Origin of the sequence: Micromonospora tulbaghiae (assembly GCF_900091605.1) — a bacterium.
Taxonomy (GTDB): Bacteria; Actinomycetota; Actinomycetes; order Mycobacteriales; family Micromonosporaceae; genus Micromonospora; species Micromonospora tulbaghiae.
Genome location: NZ_FMCQ01000006.1, coordinates 18,383 through 38,016, shown reverse-complemented (window position 1 = coordinate 38,016; position 19,634 = coordinate 18,383). Strand labels below are relative to the sequence as shown.

The following is a 19,634-nucleotide window of genomic DNA, read 5'->3' as shown; positions in this document are numbered from 1 at the left end:
CTCGGCCCCCGCTCCCGCTCCCGCTCCCGCTCCCGCTGATCTTGCACTTACTGCCCGGACAAGGCACATAAATGCCCCACCCTGAGGGCCGCAAGTGCAAGATCGACGGGGAGAGCTGGCGCGTCAGGGGGTGAGGCGGAAACCTACGCCTCTCACCGCGTGGATGGTGGCGGGGGCGTCCAGGCGACCCAGCTTGCGGCGGAGGCGGCGTACCACGGAGTGCATGTCCGAGCCCCGCCCGAGGTGGTCGTTGCCCCATACGGCGCGGTGCAGCCGGGCGTACGTCCACACCTGGCCGGGCGTACCGGTGAGACAGACGAGCAGGTCGTGCTCCAGCGGCGTCAACCCGATCTCCCGCTCCCGCCAGCGCAGCACCCGCCGGTCGGAGTCGACGGCCAGCCCCCGCCCGGGCGGCTCGGCCGGCGCCTCGTCGGCCACGGGCGGATGCGGCGCCGGGGCGAGCGCGGGCCGGCGTACCAGGTCGAGGAAGCGGCGGGCCTGATGGGCGCTGGACACGATCAGGAACGACTCGGTGCCGCCGAGCAGTTGGGCGAGCTGCCGGCGTTCGGCCGACGAGGACGCGATGCCGATGACCAAGGACGGGAGCCCTGTCATCCGTTCCCACCTTTCCGGCAGGCCGAACCACAACGCCGGGCGGTCGCCAGGCACGACGATGCGGAGGCGCCTGGCTTGCGGAGTTCGACCCGAGGGGTGCGGGAGCTGCGATTTCGTGAGGCTTCGGGGTGAACTACCGGGATCATATAGCCGAGCACCGATGATTGGTATAGCAGTTAACGTCGATGTAACGGCCTGCAACAAGGTGTTCGAGGCAAATTGCGCGGGCATCGCGCGTACCGATGAGAGCCGGGACGTACGGCGGTCCAATGCGTGTGATCACCCACATGCTCTGCCTGGGCGACGGGACGCCGACCCGCGCGGACATCGCGGCCCGCTGCGCCGAACTGGCCGAGGCGCTGCGCGGCCGCGACCGGGGCGTGGTGGTGTGCGACGTGTCCGCGGTGACCGCGCCCGACCTCGTCACGGTCGAGGTGCTGGCCCGGATGCGCCTGACCGCCCGGCGGTTCGGCTGGCGGCTGGAGGTACGCGGCGCGGGCGACGACCTACGCGAGCTCGCGGGCCTGCTCGGGCTGGCCGGCGCCCTCCTCCAGCCGGGCGGGCAGCCCGAACAGCGGGAACAGGCGGTCGACGTCGAGGAAGTTGTTGAGCGACGTGATCCGGCCGCCGGAGACGCCGATCACGATCAGCGCCCAGGGCACGTGGCCTGAGCCGTCGGGGTCGCGCCGGTAGTGCCCGAACGCCGGCATCCCGTTGGCGGCGGTCGGCACCAGGCGGGAGCCGCGGCAGCCGCTACCGGTGCCGGCCATCCACGCGGCGATGTGCTCGGGTCCGCGCAGCCACAGCGGCAGCGGCGGCATCGACAGCGTCGCGTCCTCGTGCAGCAGCGCGGTGAGCGCCGCCAGGTCGTACGCCTCGAAGGCGCGCACGTAGCGGGCGAGCAGCGCCTGCTGCTCGGTGTCCAGCGGCCGGCGTACGTCGGCCCCGGTGTCGGCCGAGGCGATCGTGGCGCGCGCCCGTTGCAGCGCGCTGTTGACGCTCGCCACCGACGTGTCGAGCAGGTCGGCGACCTCCTGGGCCGACCAGGCCAGCACCTCGCGCAGGATCAGCACGGCCCGCTGCTTCGGCGGCAGGTGCTGCAACGCCGCGACGAACGCCAGCCGGACCGACTCCCGGCCGGCGACGACCTCGGCCGGGTCGGCGACCTCGGGCAGCACCCGGCCGTCGGGCGCCGGGCCGAGCCAGATCTGCTCCGGGCGCGGCTCGCCGGGATGGGTGGCGGTGCCGATGCCCGCCGGGCCGAGGTCCATCGGCCGGACCCGGCGCTGCGCGCTGGTGGACATGGTGAGGCAGACGTTCGTGGCGATCCGGTAGAGCCAGGTCCGCAGCGCGGACCGCCCCTCGAACTTGTCGAAGTTGCGCCAGGCCCGGACGAACGTGTCCTGCACCGCGTCCTCGGCCTCGAAGGCCGAACCCAGCATCCGGTAGCAGTAACCGGTCAGCTCCGACCGGTACGCCTCGAGTTGCGCCTCGACGGGGACGCTCGCCACCTCGCTCACCTGGCTGAAACTAGCCCACATGCTGCGTCGACGCGAGCACGTTCGAGCCCGTGCCGATGAGTACGCCCCGCCCGCCCGGTCCGACAGTCGTCAGGTCACCACGTCCGAGGAGCACCGATGACCACTGCGCAGCGCGACGAGACCCACGCCCCGGGGCGGTACGCCGACGTAAACGGCGTTCATCTCTACCACGAGACGCACGGCGAGGGCCGGCCGATGATCCTGCTGCACGGCGGGCTCTGCTCCGGCGAGATGTTCGCGCCGATCCTGCCCGCGCTGACCGCTAAGCACCAGGTGATCCTGGTGGACCTCCAGGGCCACGGCCGCACCGCCGACGTGGACCGGCCGCTCGACATGGCGCTGATGGCCGACGACGTCGCCGCGCTGATCGACCACCTCGGCCTGGACCGGCCGGACGTGGTCGGCTTCTCCCTCGGCGGCGGCGTCGCCCTGCACACCGGGTTCCGGCACCCGGAAAAGGTCGGGCGGCTGGTCGCGGCGTCCGCGCACATCCGCCGCGACGCCGTCTACCCGGAGCTGCTGGCGCAGCAGGGCCAGGTCAACGCCGCGGCCGCCGAGTACATGAAGGACACCCCGATGTACGAGCTGTACCAGCGGGTCGCGCCCCGCCCGGAGGACTTTCCCCGGCTGCTCGACAAGATCGGCGAGGCGATGCGGAAGGACTTCGACTTCACCGAGCAGGTACGCGCCCTGCGGGTGCCGACGCTCGTCGTCGCCGCCGACGCCGACATGGCCCCGCCGAGCCACTTCGTCGAGGTGTTCGGGCTGCTCGACGGCGGGCTGCGCGACGGCGGCTGGGCGGGCGAGGGCCGGCCCGCGGGCGGGCACGCGCTGGCGATCCTGCCCGGCCTGACCCACTACGACATCGACCAGTCGCCGCTGTTCGCCGCGGTCACCCTGGCCTTCCTCGACCGCTGACGCCGGCCCCGCGCGGTTGCCGCGTCCCGTCCCGGGGTACCGCTTCACCAGGAGCACCGGTGAGGAGGACGAGATGACCGACCCCAGGTACGCACCGATCGGGCTGGCCACTGCCGGGCAGCTGGTCCCGGACGACGGGCAGACCGGCGGCGGTGAGGTCGTCGGCGCTGACGACGCGGCTGCCGACGCCGCCCGGGCCGGCGCCGACGTGGATCTGTCCCGGGCCGACCGGGACAGCGACGGCACCCCGGTGGGCGCCGCCGACGCCGAGGCCGACCGCCGCCGCGCCGCCGGCGAGTGAACGACCGGTTCCGCCCCGCCACCCGTGTCACGGTGGCGGGGCGGAGCCGTCCTCAGCCGTCGACCGGCAGCTCCACGTCGGGCAGGTGCCCGAGCGCCCGGATCGCTGTGACCGCGGCGTACCCTTCGGCCAGCCACGCGATGTCGGTGCCGGGGACCGCGCGGACCGCATTCTCCTCCACCGCCGTACGCACGAAGCCCTCACCGCGCTCGGCGACCGACACCTGTACCTGACCGAACGGGGCCAGCGTCGCCTGGCGCAGACCGGCCACCTGATCGGCCGGCAGGTCGGGCACGTTGAGGTTGAGCACGGTGCCCGGATCCGCGGCGGCCAGCCAGGGCAGCAGCGTCGCGGCCAGCTCGGCGGCGGTCGACCAGTGGCGGGACTCGTCGTCCACGCTGTCCAGCACCGCGATCGCCGCGCCACCGCTGCCGGCGCTCGCCGCCGCCGGGGTGAGCACGTCGAGCGACACGGCGAGCGCGCGGATGCCGTTGTTGCCGGCGGTCAGCGCCGCGCCGACGGTGCCGGAGTGCAGGACCGCGTGGCCCGCGTTCGCGCCCCGGTTGATGCCGGACAGCAGCAGGTCCGGTACCGGCCCGAACACCCCGAGGCCGGCCAGCACCGCGATGTACGCCGGTGAGGCGGCCACCGCGTACGCGGGCACGTCGGGCAGGCCGTCCAGCTCGGTCTCGCGGAACACCAGCCGCCCGTCCTCGGTCACCGCGGACAGCGCCGCGCTCATCCCGCTCGCCTCGGCCTCCGGCGCGGCGACCACCACGTCCAGCCCACGCTCGTACGCGGCCCGGGCCAGCGCGCGGATGCCGGGGGCGTGCACGCCGTCGTCGTTGGTCACCAGCACCCGGGGTGGCCGGTCAGCCGTCATCGTCGCCACCGTCCAGCGGGGTCAACCGCACCCGGCCGGCCAGTTCGCGTACCGCCTCGGCCCGGCCGGTGCCGAGCCCGTGCCGGGTCACGTTCAGCGCGCCGGCGGCGGCGCCGACGTGCAGCGCCTCCCGCATGTCCCCGCCCCGGGCCAGCACGGCGGCGACCCCGGCGGTCATCGAGTCACCGGCGCCCCGGTGGTCGGCCAGCTCCAGCGGCGGGGCGTGCACCAGCAGCGCCTCGCCGTCCTCCGGCAGCGCCAGCGCCGGCTCCCCCGCCCGGCTGATCAGCACCGTCCGCGCGCCCCGTTCCTGGCAGCGGCGGCCGGCGTCGCGCAGCGCCTCGACGCTGTCGTCCTTGGCCAGGCCGTCGTCGAGCAGTTCCTCGTGGCTGACCTTCAGCACGCTCACGCCGCCGTCGAGCACCGCTTCCAGGTACGGCCCGGAAAGGTCGGCCACCACCGTCCCGCCGTTGGCGCTCAGGTCGGCGGCGAGCCGGCGGTAGATGTCCGGATCCACCACCTGCGGATCGGCCGGTCCGCTGAGCACGCTGACCGGCGCGCGCAGCCCTTCGGTGAGCGTCACCGTGTACAGCTCGTCGATGTCGTGCCGCACCATGGGCGCGCCCGGGTGCTCGGCGATCTCGGTCCGCTCACCGTCGCGCCGGTCGTGCACGTACCAGCCGGTGCCGGACTCCCGCCGCACCACCCGTACCGTGACGTCCTCGTCGTCGAGCAGCTTGCGGACCGCGTCGCCGACCTCGCCGCCGAGGCCCACGCACATGGTCACCGGCACACCGAGCGCAGCGATCATCCGGGTCTGCCACACCCCCTGCCCGCCCGGGTGCAGATGCAGCTCGGTCGCCTCCCCCTGCTGCTCGATGGTCACTGTCAGCAGCGGGGCCGGGGCGAACACCATCACCTTCTGGTCCATCCGCCAGTGTTGCCCGCTGACCGGCCCCGGTAATCCCCCAGGTCAGCGCGGGCGTGCGGCGGCGCGGCGACGCCGCAGGTACGGCAGCGCGAACAGGTAGAGGCCACTGATCAGGAGCAGGGCGAGCGGGAGCAGCGGCACGTAGGAGACCCACACGATCGGGTCCTTCTGGGCCAGCGCCACGAACGTGACCACGACGGTCACGGTGAAGGCGACGGAGAACCAGCGGTGCAGCTGACGGATGCGTGCGTCCATGGGTCGGCGACCTTTCCCCGGTGGCCGCCCCGGCGGGTGGCCCGTGCCGGAAACGCTAGGTCCGCCCGCCCGCGCGATGCTTCTCGATTCCTGACCGGTCCACGCCGCGCTGCTCCTGGTCAGTCAGCCGCCAGCCCGCGCGCCTGAGCGGCAGGTCACTCGCGTTCCGCCGGGTCCGCGGACCAGTCCCGCATCCGCCGCGACGCCGGGCTCGCCGTGTCGGAGCGCCGCACGAACCCGGCGACGGCGAGCGCGCTCATCGTGGTGGCCACGGCGGCGGCGAGCACCAGGAGGGTGGTCTCCACCTGCACCGTACGCATGTACTCGCCGCCGTTCGCGGTGGCGGACGCGTAGCGCACGGCCGCGAGCGGGTTGAGCAGCACCGCGGCGATGCCGGCGGTCCACGCCGCCCTCGGCAGCCGCTCGTCGTCGGGACGGACGGTCCGCCGGGCGGCCCAGGAGCCGAGGGCCGCGAACGTGACGAGCAGCGTGACCGGCAGCAGCCAGAGCACGGCGGGCAGCAGGTCGCGGAGGGGCACCACGGCGTCGAGCAGCTCCACCGGGAAACTGGCGCCGTCGTGGGTCACCACGCCGATGCGGTGGCTGTAGGCCGCGAGCGCGACCAGGGTGCAGCCGATGTGGACGGCGATCAGGGCGACGAGGGCGGACAGTGCGGCGCGGCGGGCGGACACCGGGCCGAGGTTACCGCCCGCGCGCTCCAGCGGTGGGCCGCCGGCCTGCCTGCGCCGAGACGGTCAGACACTCAGGGCGAGATCGGCGACCTCTGCGGCGCAGCCCCAGGACAGCGTCACCCCCGCGCCGCCGTGCCCGTACGCGTGCACCAGCCGCCGGTCCGCCGCGTCCACCTCGACCCGGGGGCCGCCGTGCCGGGCCGGGCGTAGCCCGATCCGCTCCCCCAGCACCGGCGCGTCCGCGAGCTGCGGCACCAGCGCCACGCACCGGCGCCGGATCGCCGCCGACTCCTCCTGGTCGGGGCGGGTGTGTCCCACTCCGGCCTCGTAGGTGCCGCCGAGCACCACGTCGTGGCGGCGCGGGTGCACGTACGTGATGCCGGCCGGGTCGTCCTCGTCACGGACCGAGACGGTCAGGCCGGGGTTCGCCACCAGCAGGACGTGCCCGCGCGCCGGGTACACGGCCGGGTCGGCGGCGAGCCGGCCGGCGGCCAGGCCGGTCGCGTTCACCACGACCGGCGCGACCTCGTACGCCTCGGCGAGCGCGCCCAGCGCGCGTCTGACGATCCGGCCGCCGCCCGCCTCCAGGCGCTTCCGCAGCCAGGTGAGATAGCTGGTCATCTCCACCGACGGGGCGGTGAACCGCAGCAGCGCGGTGTACGGCGGCTCCGCCGGCTCGGCCACCAGGTCCCCGCAGGCGTCGGCCCACCAGGGCGGCCCGGCGTAGCGGTGGCGCAGCCACATCCGGGTGGGCCGGTCGACCACGCCCGGCACGCCGTCGGCCGCCTGGCGGCGCAGCTCGGCGTGGGTGTCCCGAGCCCAGCGCAGCACCCGGGGATCCTCCTCGGTGTGGCTCGGGTACCAGACGGCCGCGGCCACCGTCGACACCGTGTCGGCGGGGTCGTGGGCGGTCAGCACGGTGACCCGGGCACCTCGCCGCTGAAGCGTGAGCGCGGTCGTCATCCCGATCACCCCGCCGCCGACCACCACCACGTCCGCCTTCGTCATGATCCGCTCCCTCGTCCGTACCGCAGTCGTCCCGCCGATCGTCGCTGCCCACGTGCCCGGTGTCCAAGACGGATCGGGCGCCGTCGGGCAATACAGGGGCGGAATCGCTTTGTCCCTCTCGGTTACGCTCGTGGCGTTTGGCCTTGGGGAGGGCTCATGAGTGCGGATCCTTCGATGAGCGGCGACTTCACCCGCATGCTCGACGCGACGATGGCGGCACTTCGGACGGTCGGTCCGCCGCCGGCGGAAGAGGCGGAGACGCCGGCGGTGGGCGAGGCCGCCGACGGGCAGGTACGCGCCGAGATGGGGCGCGACGGCAAGCTCCAGTCGCTGCACGTCGAGCCGCGGCTGATGCGGCTCGGCTCCGAGGAGCTGACCGCGCACATCGTCACCGCCGTCAACGCTGCGATCGACGGGCTGCGGACCGGCCCGGCGCCGCAGGTCGCGGACACGTCGCAGTTGCGGGAGCAGTTGCAGGAGGTACGGGACACCGCCGTACCCCGGCTCGGGTCGTTCCTCGACGCGCTCACCGAGGCGCAGGAGCGGCTGGCGCGCGGCGGGCAGCGATGAGCGGCGACGGCTTCGAGGTGCACCCGCCGCTGATCCGGGCCGCCGGGCGCGGCGTCACCGACCTCGCCAAGCGGTTCAACGGCGAGCTGGAGGCGTTCGAGGCACGGATGCAGGGCTACGGCGAACCGTGGGGCGCCGACGACATCGGCTCGCTGATCGGCATCGCCTACACGGAGGTGGCGAACTACATCTTCGACTGCGTCGGCATGGCGGCCGACGAGTTCACCTCGGCGGGCGCCGACATCACCGGGATGGCGGACGCGTACGAGCGGGTCGACGAGGACGGCGCGGGCACCATGCGCTCGCTCGCCGGCGGGCTGGGGTGAGCCGTGGGACTGCAACTACCCGGTGAGCTGATCACCGCGCTCGGCTGGATCGGCTACACCTGGCCGCAGGCCGACGAGGAGAAGCTCTTCGAGATGGGCCAGGCGTGGCTCGAGTTCGGCGGCCGGATCGGGTCGGCGGCCGGTGAGGTGGACGCGGCGGCCGCACAGGTCTGGACGCAGAACGTCGGTCCGGCGATCGCGGCGTTCCAGAAGTGGTGGGGCGGCGAGCAGAACGGGCCGCTCGTGCTGCACGACAGCATGCCCGCGGCCATGCTGCTCGGCGCCGGGCTGATCATCTGCGCGGCGATCGTGCTGGCGCTGAAGATCGCGGTGATCGTGCAGCTCGCCATCCTCGCGTTCGAGGTCGCCCAGGCCATCGCCACCGCCGTGGTCACGTTCGGCGCCTCGCTGGCCGAGATCCCGATCTTCCAGATCATCACCCGGGAGATCGTCGGCGCGCTGATCGACCAGGTCATCGGAAGACTGCTCGATGCCTAGCCCGAAGCGCGGCCGGGGCGCCGCCGCGAAACCGGCGGCCGGCAAGATCGTCCGCAAGGCGGTCGAGAAGCTGGAGAAGCCGATCGTCCGGGTCACCGGGCCCAACCACAGCCTGCCCACCAAGGTCGTGCGGGTGGAGCGCAAGAACTTCCACGCCACCGCCCAGTTCCGGCGCAAGATGGCCGCGCTGAAGAAGCTCAGCGACGAGGGCAAGCTCTACAAGGCCACCAACCCGGTGCAGCGCGACAAGAGCATCACCGACGGGTACAAGGACCGGATCCGGCAGAAGATCTGGGACAAGTACTGGCCGCACGACAAGGACCTCGCCAACCGGCTCAGTCAACGGCTCAGCGACTACCATCCCGACCACGTATGGGAACTGCAGCTCGGCGGGCCGGACACCGTCGACAACCTCAAGCTGCTGCATGGTAGAACCAACACGGACATCGGCTCCCAGATCTGGGGCCAGATCCAGAATCTGCCGGACGGAACCCCGATCCGAATAGAGGTAGTGGATTGACTTCCGATCTCGCGCAGCTTCTCGCCGAACTCCGCGCCGACCTGGCCGCCGACGAGCCGGCCAGTCTCGCGTACGCGCAGATCGGCGACCCGGCCGACGACGGTGACGTGCCGGCGGAGCTGCCGGCGAGCCTGCGCGACCTGCTGCTCGCCGCCGACGGCCTGCGGGCCGGCGCGTTCGAGCTGGCCTCGGCAGGCCGGCTCGCGGGCGTGCAGTACTTCCTCGACTACGCGCCCGACTTCTCCCCCATCCCGCAGGACAAGACCGGCTGGCTGGTCGTCGGCACCCGCAGCGACGAGCCGATCTTCCTGGAGCGGGCGACCGGCGCGGTCTGGTACTTCCCGCCGACCGGCACCGAGTGGTTCATGGGCGACGCGTTCGAGGAGCTGGCGCCCGACCTCGACTCGTTCGTGCACTACTACGTGCTCGGCCCCGGCTACGCCGAGCTGGTCACCGACGACGACGGGTGGTACGCGTTCCTCGACCGGCAGGGTCTGCTCGACGAGTCGGACGACGTGGACGAGGACGAGGCGCAGCCGTGACCGTCACCCGGGAGCAGCTCACCGCACTCTGGGGTGAGCGGGGCGTCATCTACTTCCCCGACCAGCGTTTCGACGCGATCCTCGGGCCGCTCGGGCCGGAGGTCTTCCCGCCCGACGGGGCGCTGCCGGTCGAGGTGCCGATCCTGTTCACTGTCGACGTCTCGGTCCCCGACGTCGAGCTGTTCTCCACGCTGTCGATCGAGCTGGGCGACCAGGGCCCTCGCCCGTACGTCGTGCTCGGCGCCTCCCCGGAGGACCCGGCACTGCTGTTCTGCCTGGACGCCGGCACCGGCGCGGTGATCCTGCTGGACCTGGAGACACCGAACCTGGAGACGGTGAACAGCACGTTCGCCGCGTTCGTGGAGTTCCTCTACCGGCTCGGGCAGCTCATCGCCACCGACCCGGGCGGGCGGGAGCGGGCCGCGCGCGCCGCGGCGATCCGCGACGACCTGCGCCCGGTCGACCCGGCCGCGTTCGCGGATCCGGAGTCGTGGTGGAACATGGCCTTCGACGAGCTGGAGTCGACCGCCTGACGTCAACCGGCCGCCGCCGGGGCGGGCACCGCCGCGCGGTGCGAACCGGTCAGGCCGGCGACGAGCAGCAGGTACGCGGCCAGCTCCACCGCCGCCGTCAGCGCCGCCACCGGCTGTGGCATCGCCGCGGTGGGTGTGATGGCGTACCAGGCGAACAGGGCGGTGCCGTCGGCCTCGAACGGATGCGGCACCGCGGCCAGCGCCGCGTCGAGCAGCGGCAACGCGAGCACCGCCAGCAGTGCCGCGCCGGTCGCGGCGAGCCGCCGGCCCCGCCCGGCCAGCAGCACGGCGAGCACCAGCGCGGCGAGTGCGAGCGCCAGCGGCGGCAGCACCGCGAGGACGAGCGCGGGCACGACCTCGGCCCGGTCGTACCCCGGGCCGCCCACCCGGGTCAGCGTGGTCTCGGAGCGGACCTCCACGACCCGGGTGCTGGCGGCCACGGCGGCGCCGACGTCGGCGACCCGGACGGCCGTATACCCGACGACGGGCGTGGCGGCGACCGTCGCGGCGATCAGGTGCCGGCGCCGTCCACGGCCCCGGAACGCGACCAGCAGCACCGCCACCGCGACCAGCGCCGCCCAGCTCCCGGCGAACGCCGCGTCGAAGCCGGCCGTGACGTCGAAGCCGCTGTCGCCGCTGCCGTACACCGTCCAGCCGAAGTCCCCGGCGCCCGGCTCGGCCGGCATGGCGCGGACCGCGTCCACGAGCAGCGGTACGAGCGCCGCCGGCACCGCCCAGCGCGGGACCGGCAGTCCGGCGGCGACGGCGTAGCCGAGCAGCAGCGCCAGGCTCAGCACCTCGGCGCCGCGCCAGAGCGGAGCGGCCACCAGGACGCCGACGACGTGGGCGACGGCGGACACCGCCGCGAGGATCAGCAGCAGCGGAGCGCGACGCACCGGCGGATCCTTTCACGACACACCGGCCCGTCGCCGCCCCGTGATCGTCAGCTTCCGGCCGGCACCTGATCCTTGACGTCGTCGTAGCCGACAGCGCCCGGCGCCGGCGCGGGGGTGTAGATCACCCGGATCACGCCCGTCGGGTACGCCTCGGTCGCGGCCACCCGCAGGTGGTACGGCGCGTCGCCCTCGTCGAACAGCCGGCGGCCCTTGCGGGCGGCGACCGGGTGCACGAGCAGCCGCAGCTCGTCCACCAGACCCGCGGCGAGCAACTGCTGCACCACCGAGATCGACCCGGGGATGAGGATGCCCTTGATGCCGCTGTCCGCCTTGAGCGCGCGCACGGCGTCGGTCAGGTCGCCCTGGATCAGCTCGGAGTTGCGCCAGGAGAACTCCAGCGGCTGGCGCGACACGACCACCTTGCGCATGTCGCCGAGCTGCTTGGCGAATCCGGCGTCCTCGCCACCGGCGGCCTCCCGGTCGGGCCAGGCCCCGGCGAAGCTGTCGTACGTCTCCCGGCCGATCAGCAGCACGTCGGAGGTGTCGTAGTCCTCGGTGACGGCGCGGCCCATGTTGTCGTCGAAGTACGGGAAGTGCCAGTCGGGGTCGATCTCGGCGACACCGTCGGCCGAGATGAACAGCGTGGAGATGACTTTGGCCATCGCGGTGCTCCTTGTCAGTGGGTTCGACGGGTTGACCGCCGCACCGTGTCAAACTCATCGACCCGCGACGACGTCACCGGCGTCAGAACGTGAAATCCGGCGGAGCGCCCTCGCCCACCCGCCCGTCGACCGCCTCGCGGAGCAGGTCCGCGTGCCCGGTGTGCCGGGCGTACTCCTCGATCACGTCGAGGAGCATCTTGCGGACGGTGGGGGAACGCCCGTCGGGCCAGGTAAACGACGACGGCCCGGCCAGTCCACGTTCGGCGACGACGGCATCCATCAGCCCGCGCGACCGCTGCACCGCGGCTCGCCACAGCGCGTACACGTCGTCCGGCGCGGCCTGCGCGCCGAAACGCCACTCCCAGTCGGGTTCGGCGTCGAAGTCGATGCCCTCCCACGGCGGTCCGTACCCCTGACCGGCCACCTTCACGGCCAGCCAGTCCGTCTCGACCAGGGCCATGTGCGCGATCAGGCCACCGAGCGTCATGGTGCTGGCGGCGGTGACGGCGCGCAGGCCCGCCTCGTCGAGCCCGTCGGTCTTCCAGGCGAAGGTCCGCCGGTTGCGTTCCAGGACGGCCAGCAGCGCCTCGGCCTCGGTCTCGGTGGTCGCGTCGTCCATCGCCGAAGCATAGGCAGCCGGCGAAATCCGTGGGGGGCGGCGACGGTCCGTCGGTACGGTGCCCGGGACGGACGCGAGAGGGGTACGTGATGACGGAGACGACGACGCTGTGGCGCCCGACCGGCCCACGGGAACTCGACCTCGTCCGTGCCTCCGGCTGGCGGGCCTGGCCACCGCGCCTGCCGGACCAGCCGATCTTCTATCCGGTGCTCAACGAGCAGTACGCCGTCATGATCGCCCGGGACTGGAACGTGCCGGCGTCCGGCGCCGGCTACGTGACGCGCTTCCACGTCGAGCGCGCGTTCGCCGCCCGCTACCCGGTCCGGCAGGTGGGTGGCCGGGACATCCTGGAGCTGTGGGTGCCGGCCGAGGAGCTCGACGAGTTCAATCGGCACATCGTCGGGCCGATCGAGGTGGTCCACGAGTTCCGGGCGGAGAATCGGCCGGCCTGACCGGCGCCGGGCGGGCGGTCGTACCCGCCCGGCGCCGCGGTCCGCGGGTCAGCCCGGGGTGAGCAGGCAGAACTCGTTGCCCTCCGGGTCGACGAGCACCCGCCAGTGGATGTCGGCCCCACCCACGTCGGCGGCGGTGGCGCCGAGCGCCAGCAGCCGGGCCTCCTCGGCGTCCAGGTCGTCGCCCGGGTAGGGGCGGACGTCGAGGTGGACGCGGTTCCAGCCGGTCTTCGCGTCGGTGCTGCGGGCGAACCGCAGGTACGGCCCGACGCCCTTGGCGGAGCGCAGCACGGCCTGCTGGTCGGTCACCTCGTGCACGGTCCAGTCGGTGGCCCGGCTCCAGAAGCCGGCCATGGCGCGCGGCTCGGCGCAGTCGACCACCACCTCGGCGATCGGCCCGGTGTCCGCGTGCCGCGGGTCCGGCTCCCGTACGCAGAACTCGTTGCCTTCCGGGTCCGCCAGGACCGTCCACGGCACGTCGCCCTGGCCCACGTCGGCGGGGGTGGCGCCGAGCGCGGTCAGGCGCGCGACCACCTCCGCGTGGTGCGCGGCCGAGGTGGTCGCGAGGTCGACGTGTACGCGGTTCTTCGCCGTCTTCGGTGCGGAGGAGACGACGAGGTCGATGCAGACCGCGCTGGGGTCCGGGTAGTTGAAGCCCACGGGTTCGAGGTTCGTCACGCCGGGTGCCTCGCTGGAGATCTCCCAGCCGAGCACCTTCGCCCAGAAGTCACCCAGCGCCACCTCGTCGTGCGCCTTCATGTTGATCTGTACGAGCCGGGTTGCCATGGCCGCGATGTTAGGACCCTGGCCGCGTCGGCGTGTGCCCGGCAGGTGATCAGGAATCGAGAAGCGCACCGTCACCGCCGCGCCATAGCGTTGTCCCCGGGCGGTCGGCACCACGCGGACCGCGAGCCACGAGGGGGATCGAGATGTCCGACGGTTTCAGCGCCGAGGAACGCGCCGCGATGAAGGAGCGTGCGGCCGAGCTGCGCGCCGAGGGCAAGAAGGGCGCGAAGAAGGCCGACGACCTCCAGGCGGTGCTCGACCGGATCGCGCAGATGGCGCCGGAGGACCGCGAGCTGGCCGAGCGCGTGCACATGACCATCACCTCCGCCGCGCCGGAGCTGGCGCCGAAGACCTGGTACGGCATGCCCGCGTACGCCGACGCGGCCGGCAAGATCGTCGTCTTCTTCCAGGACGCGGGGAAGTTCAAGTACCGCTACTCGACGCTTGGCTTCCAGGAGGCGGCGAAGCTCGACGACGGCGACATGTGGCCGGCGTCGTTCGCGCTGGTGAAGTGGAGCCCGGAGGTGGAGAAGAGGATCACCGAGCTGGTGCGGGCCGCCGTCTCCTGACCGTGCCGCCGGACCGGCGGCCCCGTCAGGCGGCGGGCGCCGCGCCGAGGGCGAGCGCCGCGGCGTCGCGGGCGCAGCCCCAGGACAGCATCACGCCGTTGCCCGCGTGGCCGTAGTTGTGCACGACGAGCGCGTCACCACGCCACTCGGCCGCCACGCGTGGCGCTGCCCGGCCGGGACGCAACCCGACGCGGTGTTCGAGGACCTCGGCACCGGCCAGGGAAGGTTCGATCGCGGCGCACCGGGCGATCACGTCAGCCTCCTCGGCCGGGTCGGGAGTCGTGTCGTCGCTGCGCCGCTGCCCGCCGCCGAGCACCACGTGGTCGCCGTGCGGGAAGATCGACGCCCATGTCGGCGCCTCGTCGAGCGAGCCCACCGGCGCGACCCGCACCTCGCCGCCGGCGTCGCGGAAGCGCTCCAGGAGGTACGCGAGGTAGACCGGCATGTCGACCAGTGGCAGCCGGACCGGTGCTCAGCCCGCTGACCCCGGCGCCGATGACGAGAACGTCCGGGCGTGTGGTCATCGCGGGCTCCATCCGCTCGACGATCGTGGCCGCCGGCCCCTTCTGCACCCGGCGGACCCGCCTGTTTGTCCCCGATCCTCGCGGGTAGGCCTTTTCTTGCGCCGGACGATCCGGGGCGAGTCGAACAGCGGCACGGGCATCCGGGAGGCGTCGAGTGCGAGCAATGGTCTACCGCGGTCCGTACCGGGTGCGGGTGCAGGAGAAGGACCGGCCGGTCGTGGAGCACCCCAACGACGCGATCGTACGGGTGACACGGGCCGCCATCTGCGGCTCCGACCTGCACCTCTACCACGGGATGATGCCGGACACCCGGGTCGGGATGACGTTCGGTCACGAGTTCGTCGGCGTGGTCGACGAGGTCGGGCCGTCGGTGCGCAACCTCAAGCCCGGCGACCGGGTGATGGTGCCCTTCAACGTGTACTGCGGGTCGTGCTTCTTCTGCGCCCGGGGCCTCTACAGCAACTGCCACAACGTGAACCCGAACGCCACCGCGGTGGGCGGCATCTACGGCTACTCGCACACCTGCGGCGGCTACGACGGCGGCCAGGCCGAGTACGTCCGGGTGCCGTTCGCCGACGTCGGGCCGAGCCCGATTCCGGAGTGGATGGACGACGACGACGCTGTGCTGCTCACCGACGCGCTCGCCACCGGCTACTTCGGCGCGCAGCTCGGCGACATCGCCGAGGGCGACGTGGTGGTGGTCTTCGGCGCCGGGCCGGTCGGCCTGTACGCGGCCAAGTCGGCGTGGCTGATGGGCGCCGGCCGGGTCATCGTCATCGACCACCTCGACTACCGGCTGGAGAAGGCCGCCTCCTTCGCCCACGCCGAGACGTACAACTTCGCCGAGTACGACGACATCGTCGTACACATGAAGAAGATCACCGATCACCTGGGCGCGGACGTCGCGATCGACGCGGTCGGCGCGGAGGCGGACGGCAACCTGCTCCAGCACGTCACCGCGGCGAAGCTGAAGTTGCAGGGCGGCTCGCCGGTGGCGCTGAACTGGGCCATCGACTCGGTACGCAAGGGCGGCACGATCTCGGTGATGGGCGCGTACGGGCCGATGTTCAGCGCGGTGAAGTTCGGCGACGCGATGAACAAGGGGCTCACGCTGCGGACGAACCAGTGCCCGGTGAAGCGGCAGTGGCCGCGCCTGTTCGAGCACATCCGCAACGGCTACCTCAAGCCCAGCGACATCGTGACCCACCGGATCCCGCTGGAGCACGTCGCCGAGGCGTACCACATCTTCTCCGCCAAGCTCGACGGCTGCATCAAGCCGCTCATCGTCCCGAACGCCGCCTGAGAGGACCGGGTGCCGACCATGCCGTACACGCCGGACAAGCCGAAACTCGCCGAGTCCCCGGACGAGCTGCGTGCCCGTATCCCCGGGTGGGGCGCCGACCTCGACCCGGCGGACCGGCCCGCCGTACCGAAGGAGCGCTTCGCCCCGGAGATCACCGGCGCGCACTGGGAGTTCCCCGAGCGGCAGCCGGAGAAGTGGCCGCGCGAGCGGTCGATCGAGCACAAGTTCCTCACCCCGGTCTTCGGCACCTCGTGCCCGCCCAAGGGGCTCTCCGGCGTGATCCGCCGCTACTCGTACCGCCGGTTCAGCGAGGGCCGTGCGGCGCACTGGCTGCTGCTGCTCGCCGCCGACCGGGTCGACACCGCGGAGAGCAGGCTGGGGTCGCTGTTCAGCCGTAACCCGGACAACCCGGTGGCCGAGACGGGCGTACGCAGCGAGTTCACCCACCACGGGCTGTCGTCCCGGCGCGGCAACCGGGTCGACAAGGTGCACCACCCGCTCGACCCGGTCGTGGTCGCCGCGCCCTGGGTGCTGGCCGGAGGCGTCGCGTTCCTGCTCGTACGCCGGGTGGCGCGCCGCCGTCGCTAACGCTGCCAGGAGTCGAGGCCGCGGACCGCGGCCCGGGCGACGTCGTCGGCCAGGCCGGGGTCGTTACTGGTGCCCTCCCAGCCCTGGTCGTGCACGACCGTGACCGCGTCGGCGACCCTGATCACGAGGATCTGGCTGGTGGTCCGGCCCTCGGCCGGGCTGCCGTCCAGGCCGGTCGCCGGCCGGCTCACTGTGACCAGCAGTGCCTCGTCCCCGGTCCCGGCCATCGGCTGGGACCGGACGGTGACGGTGCCGCCCGAGGCCTGGAACGACCGGCAGTCCGCCACCGCGCCGCGGACCCGGCGCAGGTAGTCGGCCGCGCCGGTGCCCTCGAAGGCGAAGACGGTCTGGTGCAGCGTGCCGTAGGGGACGTTCTCCGGCGGGTCCTTCGGCTGCTTGTAGGCGCTCGTCATGGCGGCGCTCGCGGTGACCGACCGTCCGCCGCTGCGGAACTCCTGGTCGCACAACCCGGGCAGCGCGTCGGTGACCTCCATCGGCTGCGCGTCGGACTTGCGCAGTTCCGGCGGCAGGTCGGCGAAGGCGGACTTCGGGATCGTCACGCGCCCGCCGGACGACTGCGACGCCGACGGCGTGGCGGCCGTGGGCGCCGCGGCCGCCGAGGTCGCGCCCGGGCCCGCGTCGCCGCCGCCGTCGTCCTCACCGCCGTCGCCACACGCGCCGGCCAGCAGCGCGGTGACGAGCAGGGGTACGCCAAGCATCCGCCTACGGCGGCTCGGTGTCCTCACGTCGACCTCCGTCCCGTGCCCGTCCCGACGACGTTCCCGATGCCACGCCACCCGAAACGGCACCTCCCGTCCCCCTGCTTCCCCAACGCCCACACCCCCTGCCACGTTCCGGCGCGGAGGTCACTCGCCGGTCAGGTATTCGCAAAGGATTGTTTGTGCAAGCGCGTGTTTGCGATAGTGTGCGGGGCATGCGCTCCGATCCGGTCCTCGACCTCGCCTTCGCCGCCCTCGGCGACCCGGTCCGCCGCGCCCTGGTGACCCGCCTGGCCCAGGGTGAGGCCACTGTGGGCGAGCTGGGCGAGCCGTTCGACCTGACGCCGCAGGCCATCTCCCACCACGTCGGCGTGCTGCGCCGGTGCGGCCTGGTCGAGCAGCGACGGGAGGGCACGCGGCGACCCTGCCGGCTGCGCGTCGACCGGCTCGCGCAGCTGAGTACGTGGATCGACGAGCAGCGCCGTGCCTGGGACGACCGTCTCGACGCACTCGAAACCCACCTCGCCGATCCGGAGGCGACCCGGTGAGGGCGCGCACCGAACGGCACGGGGACGAGCTGATCGCCCGGCGCCACCTGCCCGCCGGCCCGGATCGGGTGTGGACCGCCTTCACCTCGCCGGCGGGCATCGCCGCGTTCTGGGGCGGCTCGCACGCCACGGTGCCGCGGGCGTCGGTGACTGTCGACCTGCGACCGGGCGGGGAGTTCGCGCTCGGCACCCGCGCCCCGGACGGCCGGACCGGGCGGCTCCGGTTCGTCTATGTACGCATCGACAGGCCACGTGAGCTGGTGTTCGACGAGCCGGTCACCGGGCTGCGCACGACAGTCACGCTGCGGCCCGCCGGGGACGGCACCGACCTGACGGTGCACCAGCGCAAACTCCCGCCCGAGTTGCGCACCGACCAGGCCGCCGACGGGCTCGCCTCGATCCTCGACGCCCTCGCCGCCCACCTCCGACACCACGACGATGGAGACCACAGTGACCCGAGCAACCCAGCGTGACCTGGTCGCCGAATACTTCGCCGGCTTCCGGGCCGGCGACCACGAGCGCATCCTCGCCACGCTCACCGACGACGTCGAGTGGGTCATCCACGGCCACCGGACCACGCGGGGCCGGGCGGAGTTCGACGGCGAGATCGAGAATCCGGCGTTCACCGGCAGCCCGCGGCTCGACGTCGAGCGCGTGCACGAGGACGGGCCGGTCGTCGTGGTGACCGGCGAGGGCCGGGGCGTCAGCGTCGAGCACGGGCCGTTCCGCTTCGCCTTCAACGACCTGTTCACGTTCCGGGACGGGCTCATCGCCCGCGTCGACTCCTACGTCGTACCGCTGGGGGCCGCCGGGTCCTGAGAGCGGCGGACGCCGGGCCGGGTGAAGGCCCGGCGGTACGCCGACGGCGAGGTCCGCATCGCGGCGGTGAAGTGGTGCCGGAACGTCACCGCCGTCTCGAACCCGACGGTCGTGGCGACCTCCTCGACCGGCGCGGTGGTCGTCTCCAGCAGCGGCAGGCTGGCCTGCACGCGCCGGTCGATCAGCCACCGGATCGGTGTGGTGCCGGTGGCCCGCGCGAAGTGCCGCAGGTAGGTACGGGCCGACATGTGGGCCTGCCTCGCCAGCCGGTCGACGGTGATCGGGGTATGGAGGTTCGCCAGCGCCCAGGACATGCTCGCGGCGAGCCGGTCGTCCTCCGGGTCGCCGGGCACCGGCGCCTCGATGAACTGCGCCTGGCCGCCCTCGCGGTGCGGCGGTACGACCAGCCGGCGCGCCACCGCGTTGGCGATCGTCGGGCCGTGGTCGCGGCGTACCAGGTGGACGCAGAGGTCGAGACCGGCCGCGCTGCCGGCGCTGGTGAGGATGTCGCCGTCGTCGACGTAGAGCACGTCCGGGTCGACGCGTACCGTCGGGTGGCGCCGGGCGAGCAGGTCGGCGTACCGCCAGTGGGTGGTGGCGCGGCGGCCGTCGAGCAGGCCCGCGCCGGCCAGGGCGAACGCGCCCGAGCAGATCGACACGATCCGGGCGCCGCGCCGGTGGGCCGCACGGAGCGCGCCGGTGAGCGCCGGTGTCGGGTCGGCGTGCACGTCGGCGACCCCGGGCACGATCAGCGTGCCGGCGGCGGCGAACGCGTCGAGGCCGTGGCCGGTGTGCAGCGTGGCGCCGCCCACCAGCCGCACCACGCCGGGGGTCTCCGCGCAGACGGTCAGCTCGTACCAGGGCACGTCGAACTCCGGGCGGGGCAGGCCGAAGACCTCGGTGACGATGCCGGTCTCGAACACCGACATGCCCTCGTACGCCAGCACCGACACGGTGGTGCGGTTCATGGCGGGATCTTAGCGAAGGGTGTCGCTCGCGCCACTGGAGCGGCCCGG

General features: G+C 73.1%; 29 protein-coding genes and 1 pseudogene. 16 read left to right on the top strand and 14 right to left on the bottom strand.

Features of this window, described 5'->3' with window-relative positions; translation table 11 throughout:
* Positions 1-123: 123 nt before the first annotated feature.
* Positions 124-615 (bottom strand): winged helix-turn-helix domain-containing protein, encoded by a 492-nt coding sequence (locus tag GA0070562_RS18350; RefSeq protein ID WP_091423469.1) that lies wholly within the window; start codon positions 613-615, stop codon positions 124-126.
* A 242-nt stretch (positions 616-857) separates the two neighbouring features.
* Here GA0070562_RS18350 and GA0070562_RS30695 point away from each other — a divergent pair.
* A pseudogene (locus tag GA0070562_RS30695) lies at positions 858-1,091 on the top strand (hypothetical protein); the annotation flags it as partial.
* Between the two features lie 30 nt (positions 1,092-1,121).
* Here GA0070562_RS30695 and GA0070562_RS18340 read toward each other — a convergent pair.
* Complete coding sequence (locus GA0070562_RS18340; protein WP_091423466.1) at positions 1,122-2,156, bottom strand: sigma-70 family RNA polymerase sigma factor; 1,035 nt, start codon at positions 2,154-2,156, stop codon at positions 1,122-1,124.
* A 96-nt stretch (positions 2,157-2,252) separates the two neighbouring features.
* Between GA0070562_RS18340 and GA0070562_RS18335 the strand changes: the two genes are divergently transcribed.
* Together GA0070562_RS18335 and GA0070562_RS18330 are read left to right on the top strand one after the other, a co-directional pair.
* The gene (locus GA0070562_RS18335) at positions 2,253-3,074 is read left to right on the top strand and encodes an alpha/beta fold hydrolase (RefSeq protein ID WP_091423464.1); all 822 of its coding nucleotides are present in this window, start codon (positions 2,253-2,255) and stop codon (positions 3,072-3,074) included.
* A gap of 73 nt (positions 3,075-3,147) precedes the next feature.
* Entirely contained in the window at positions 3,148-3,375 is a 228-nt protein-coding gene (locus GA0070562_RS18330; RefSeq protein WP_091423461.1) for a hypothetical protein, read from the top strand.
* A 52-nt stretch (positions 3,376-3,427) separates the two neighbouring features.
* Here GA0070562_RS18330 and surE read toward each other — a convergent pair whose 3' ends face one another.
* The 5 genes from surE to GA0070562_RS18305 form a co-directional block, all read right to left on the bottom strand.
* Complete coding sequence (gene surE / locus GA0070562_RS18325) at positions 3,428-4,258, bottom strand: 5'/3'-nucleotidase SurE (protein WP_091423458.1); 831 nt, start codon at positions 4,256-4,258, stop codon at positions 3,428-3,430.
* Positions 4,248-5,189 (bottom strand): 1-phosphofructokinase family hexose kinase, encoded by a 942-nt coding sequence (locus tag GA0070562_RS18320; RefSeq protein ID WP_225853242.1) that lies wholly within the window; start codon positions 5,187-5,189, stop codon positions 4,248-4,250. The genes surE and GA0070562_RS18320 overlap by 11 nt, the downstream gene beginning before the upstream one ends.
* A 42-nt stretch (positions 5,190-5,231) precedes the next feature.
* On the bottom strand, positions 5,232-5,444 hold the full coding sequence (locus GA0070562_RS18315) for a hypothetical protein (RefSeq protein WP_091423456.1): 213 nt from the start codon (positions 5,442-5,444) through the stop codon (positions 5,232-5,234).
* 155 nt (positions 5,445-5,599) lie between these two features.
* The gene (locus GA0070562_RS18310; protein ID WP_091423455.1) at positions 5,600-6,136 is read right to left on the bottom strand and encodes a hypothetical protein; all 537 of its coding nucleotides are present in this window, start codon (positions 6,134-6,136) and stop codon (positions 5,600-5,602) included.
* Between the two features lie 63 nt (positions 6,137-6,199).
* Positions 6,200-7,144, bottom strand: a complete 945-nt coding sequence (locus GA0070562_RS18305) for an FAD-dependent oxidoreductase (RefSeq protein ID WP_091423453.1) — start codon at positions 7,142-7,144, stop codon at positions 6,200-6,202.
* Positions 7,145-7,300: 156 nt separating this feature from the next.
* Here GA0070562_RS18305 and GA0070562_RS18300 point away from each other — a divergent pair, with 156 nt between their 5' ends.
* From GA0070562_RS18300 to GA0070562_RS18275, 6 genes are read left to right on the top strand one after another with little or no spacing between them, the layout of a single operon-like run.
* Positions 7,301-7,714 (top strand): YbaB/EbfC family nucleoid-associated protein, encoded by a 414-nt coding sequence (locus tag GA0070562_RS18300; protein WP_091423451.1) that lies wholly within the window; start codon positions 7,301-7,303, stop codon positions 7,712-7,714.
* Positions 7,711-8,040, top strand: coding sequence for a hypothetical protein (locus tag GA0070562_RS18295; RefSeq protein ID WP_091423449.1), 330 nt, complete (start codon positions 7,711-7,713; stop codon positions 8,038-8,040). The genes GA0070562_RS18300 and GA0070562_RS18295 overlap by 4 nt, the downstream gene beginning before the upstream one ends.
* A 3-nt stretch (positions 8,041-8,043) precedes the next feature.
* A complete protein-coding gene (locus tag GA0070562_RS18290) occupies positions 8,044-8,538 on the top strand; it encodes a WXG100-like domain-containing protein (RefSeq protein WP_091423448.1) in 495 nt (164 codons plus the stop codon).
* A complete protein-coding gene (locus GA0070562_RS18285; protein ID WP_091423446.1) occupies positions 8,531-9,058 on the top strand; it encodes an endonuclease in 528 nt (175 codons plus the stop codon). Before GA0070562_RS18290 ends, GA0070562_RS18285 begins: the two co-directional genes overlap by 8 nt.
* Positions 9,055-9,600: an SUKH-4 family immunity protein gene (locus GA0070562_RS18280; protein ID WP_091423445.1), complete on the top strand. Its 546-nt coding sequence runs from the start codon at positions 9,055-9,057 to the stop codon at positions 9,598-9,600. The genes GA0070562_RS18285 and GA0070562_RS18280 overlap by 4 nt, the downstream gene beginning before the upstream one ends.
* Positions 9,597-10,133 carry an SUKH-4 family immunity protein gene (locus GA0070562_RS18275; protein WP_091423443.1) on the top strand — a complete coding sequence of 179 codons (537 nt, stop codon included), beginning with the start codon at positions 9,597-9,599 and terminating at the stop codon, positions 10,131-10,133. Before GA0070562_RS18280 ends, GA0070562_RS18275 begins: the two co-directional genes overlap by 4 nt.
* 2 nt (positions 10,134-10,135) lie before the next feature.
* Here GA0070562_RS18275 and GA0070562_RS18270 read toward each other — a convergent pair whose 3' ends face one another.
* From GA0070562_RS18270 to GA0070562_RS18260, 3 genes are all read right to left on the bottom strand, one after another.
* Complete coding sequence (locus GA0070562_RS18270) at positions 10,136-11,029, bottom strand: hypothetical protein (RefSeq protein ID WP_091423440.1); 894 nt, start codon at positions 11,027-11,029, stop codon at positions 10,136-10,138.
* A 47-nt stretch (positions 11,030-11,076) separates the two neighbouring features.
* Positions 11,077-11,691, bottom strand: a complete 615-nt coding sequence (locus tag GA0070562_RS18265) for a dihydrofolate reductase family protein (protein ID WP_091423438.1) — start codon at positions 11,689-11,691, stop codon at positions 11,077-11,079.
* An 82-nt stretch (positions 11,692-11,773) separates the two neighbouring features.
* Positions 11,774-12,310 carry a mycothiol transferase gene (locus GA0070562_RS18260; RefSeq protein WP_091423436.1) on the bottom strand — a complete coding sequence of 179 codons (537 nt, stop codon included), beginning with the start codon at positions 12,308-12,310 and terminating at the stop codon, positions 11,774-11,776.
* An 89-nt stretch (positions 12,311-12,399) separates the two neighbouring features.
* Here GA0070562_RS18260 and GA0070562_RS18255 point away from each other — a divergent pair, with 89 nt between their 5' ends.
* Positions 12,400-12,762 (top strand): hypothetical protein, encoded by a 363-nt coding sequence (locus tag GA0070562_RS18255; protein WP_043325166.1) that lies wholly within the window; start codon positions 12,400-12,402, stop codon positions 12,760-12,762.
* A gap of 48 nt (positions 12,763-12,810) precedes the next feature.
* Here GA0070562_RS18255 and GA0070562_RS18250 read toward each other — a convergent pair whose 3' ends face one another.
* The gene (locus tag GA0070562_RS18250; protein WP_091423434.1) at positions 12,811-13,548 is read right to left on the bottom strand and encodes a VOC family protein; all 738 of its coding nucleotides are present in this window, start codon (positions 13,546-13,548) and stop codon (positions 12,811-12,813) included.
* Positions 13,549-13,691: 143 nt separating this feature from the next.
* Between GA0070562_RS18250 and GA0070562_RS18245 the strand changes: the two genes are divergently transcribed.
* Positions 13,692-14,117 carry an iron chaperone gene (locus GA0070562_RS18245; RefSeq protein WP_091423431.1) on the top strand — a complete coding sequence of 142 codons (426 nt, stop codon included), beginning with the start codon at positions 13,692-13,694 and terminating at the stop codon, positions 14,115-14,117.
* A gap of 25 nt (positions 14,118-14,142) precedes the next feature.
* On the opposite strand, the gene GA0070562_RS18240 is transcribed toward GA0070562_RS18245, so the two are convergent.
* A complete protein-coding gene (locus GA0070562_RS18240) occupies positions 14,143-14,562 on the bottom strand; it encodes an FAD-dependent oxidoreductase (RefSeq protein WP_244255069.1) in 420 nt (139 codons plus the stop codon).
* 242 nt (positions 14,563-14,804) lie between these two features.
* Between GA0070562_RS18240 and GA0070562_RS18235 the strand changes: the two genes are divergently transcribed.
* Positions 14,805-15,944, top strand: a complete 1,140-nt coding sequence (locus GA0070562_RS18235) for a zinc-dependent alcohol dehydrogenase (RefSeq protein WP_233585374.1) — start codon at positions 14,805-14,807, stop codon at positions 15,942-15,944.
* 18 nt (positions 15,945-15,962) lie between these two features.
* Positions 15,963-16,532, top strand: coding sequence for a hypothetical protein (locus GA0070562_RS18230; RefSeq protein ID WP_091423426.1), 570 nt, complete (start codon positions 15,963-15,965; stop codon positions 16,530-16,532).
* Here the strand turns inward: GA0070562_RS18230 and GA0070562_RS18225 are convergent.
* Positions 16,529-17,251: a hypothetical protein gene (locus GA0070562_RS18225; RefSeq protein WP_091423424.1), complete on the bottom strand. Its 723-nt coding sequence runs from the start codon at positions 17,249-17,251 to the stop codon at positions 16,529-16,531. The genes GA0070562_RS18230 and GA0070562_RS18225 overlap by 4 nt on opposite strands.
* Before the next feature lie 215 nt (positions 17,252-17,466).
* Here GA0070562_RS18225 and GA0070562_RS18220 point away from each other — a divergent pair, with 215 nt between their 5' ends.
* Genes GA0070562_RS18220 through GA0070562_RS18210 form a run of 3 tightly spaced genes read left to right on the top strand, consistent with a single transcriptional unit; the run spans position 17,467 to position 18,618 of the window.
* On the top strand, positions 17,467-17,799 hold the full coding sequence (locus GA0070562_RS18220; RefSeq protein ID WP_091423421.1) for an ArsR/SmtB family transcription factor: 333 nt from the start codon (positions 17,467-17,469) through the stop codon (positions 17,797-17,799).
* Positions 17,796-18,272: an SRPBCC family protein gene (locus tag GA0070562_RS18215; RefSeq protein ID WP_091423419.1), complete on the top strand. Its 477-nt coding sequence runs from the start codon at positions 17,796-17,798 to the stop codon at positions 18,270-18,272. Before GA0070562_RS18220 ends, GA0070562_RS18215 begins: the two co-directional genes overlap by 4 nt.
* Positions 18,250-18,618: a nuclear transport factor 2 family protein gene (locus GA0070562_RS18210; RefSeq protein WP_091423416.1), complete on the top strand. Its 369-nt coding sequence runs from the start codon at positions 18,250-18,252 to the stop codon at positions 18,616-18,618. Before GA0070562_RS18215 ends, GA0070562_RS18210 begins: the two co-directional genes overlap by 23 nt.
* Here the strand turns inward: GA0070562_RS18210 and ftrA are convergent.
* On the bottom strand, positions 18,585-19,586 hold the full coding sequence (gene ftrA / locus GA0070562_RS18205) for a transcriptional regulator FtrA (RefSeq protein WP_091423413.1): 1,002 nt from the start codon (positions 19,584-19,586) through the stop codon (positions 18,585-18,587). The genes GA0070562_RS18210 and ftrA overlap by 34 nt on opposite strands.
* Between the last annotated feature and the right edge of the window lie 48 nt (positions 19,587-19,634).

Excerpts from the sequence above, each read along its gene's own strand:
- GA0070562_RS18330 (WP_091423461.1), top strand. The coding sequence starts at position 3,148 with ATGACCGACCCCAGGTACGCACCGATCGGGCTGGCCACTGCCGGGCAG.
- GA0070562_RS18285 (WP_091423446.1), top strand. The coding sequence starts at position 8,531 with ATGCCTAGCCCGAAGCGCGGCCGGGGCGCCGCCGCGAAACCGGCGGCC.
- GA0070562_RS18230 (WP_091423426.1), top strand. The coding sequence starts at position 15,963 with ATGCCGTACACGCCGGACAAGCCGAAACTCGCCGAGTCCCCGGACGAG.
- GA0070562_RS18235 (WP_233585374.1), top strand. The coding sequence starts at position 14,805 with ATGGTCTACCGCGGTCCGTACCGGGTGCGGGTGCAGGAGAAGGACCGG.
- GA0070562_RS18255 (WP_043325166.1), top strand. The coding sequence starts at position 12,400 with ATGACGGAGACGACGACGCTGTGGCGCCCGACCGGCCCACGGGAACTC.
- GA0070562_RS18260 (WP_091423436.1), bottom strand. The coding sequence starts at position 12,310 with ATGGACGACGCGACCACCGAGACCGAGGCCGAGGCGCTGCTGGCCGTC.
- GA0070562_RS18335 (WP_091423464.1), top strand. The coding sequence starts at position 2,253 with ATGACCACTGCGCAGCGCGACGAGACCCACGCCCCGGGGCGGTACGCC.
- GA0070562_RS18315 (WP_091423456.1), bottom strand. The coding sequence starts at position 5,444 with ATGGACGCACGCATCCGTCAGCTGCACCGCTGGTTCTCCGTCGCCTTC.
- GA0070562_RS18225 (WP_091423424.1), bottom strand. The coding sequence starts at position 17,251 with ATGCTTGGCGTACCCCTGCTCGTCACCGCGCTGCTGGCCGGCGCGTGT.
- GA0070562_RS18220 (WP_091423421.1), top strand. The coding sequence starts at position 17,467 with ATGCGCTCCGATCCGGTCCTCGACCTCGCCTTCGCCGCCCTCGGCGAC.
- surE (WP_091423458.1), bottom strand. The coding sequence starts at position 4,258 with ATGACGGCTGACCGGCCACCCCGGGTGCTGGTGACCAACGACGACGGC.
- ftrA (WP_091423413.1), bottom strand. The coding sequence starts at position 19,586 with ATGAACCGCACCACCGTGTCGGTGCTGGCGTACGAGGGCATGTCGGTG.
- GA0070562_RS18240 (WP_244255069.1), bottom strand. The coding sequence starts at position 14,562 with ATGCCGGTCTACCTCGCGTACCTCCTGGAGCGCTTCCGCGACGCCGGC.
- GA0070562_RS18320 (WP_225853242.1), bottom strand. The coding sequence starts at position 5,189 with ATGGACCAGAAGGTGATGGTGTTCGCCCCGGCCCCGCTGCTGACAGTG.
- GA0070562_RS18305 (WP_091423453.1), bottom strand. The coding sequence starts at position 7,144 with ATGACGAAGGCGGACGTGGTGGTGGTCGGCGGCGGGGTGATCGGGATG.
- GA0070562_RS18265 (WP_091423438.1), bottom strand. The coding sequence starts at position 11,691 with ATGGCCAAAGTCATCTCCACGCTGTTCATCTCGGCCGACGGTGTCGCC.
- GA0070562_RS18295 (WP_091423449.1), top strand. The coding sequence starts at position 7,711 with ATGAGCGGCGACGGCTTCGAGGTGCACCCGCCGCTGATCCGGGCCGCC.
- GA0070562_RS18340 (WP_091423466.1), bottom strand. The coding sequence starts at position 2,156 with ATGTGGGCTAGTTTCAGCCAGGTGAGCGAGGTGGCGAGCGTCCCCGTC.
- GA0070562_RS18245 (WP_091423431.1), top strand. The coding sequence starts at position 13,692 with ATGTCCGACGGTTTCAGCGCCGAGGAACGCGCCGCGATGAAGGAGCGT.
- GA0070562_RS18300 (WP_091423451.1), top strand. The coding sequence starts at position 7,301 with ATGAGTGCGGATCCTTCGATGAGCGGCGACTTCACCCGCATGCTCGAC.
- GA0070562_RS18250 (WP_091423434.1), bottom strand. The coding sequence starts at position 13,548 with ATGGCAACCCGGCTCGTACAGATCAACATGAAGGCGCACGACGAGGTG.
- GA0070562_RS18350 (WP_091423469.1), bottom strand. The coding sequence starts at position 615 with ATGACAGGGCTCCCGTCCTTGGTCATCGGCATCGCGTCCTCGTCGGCC.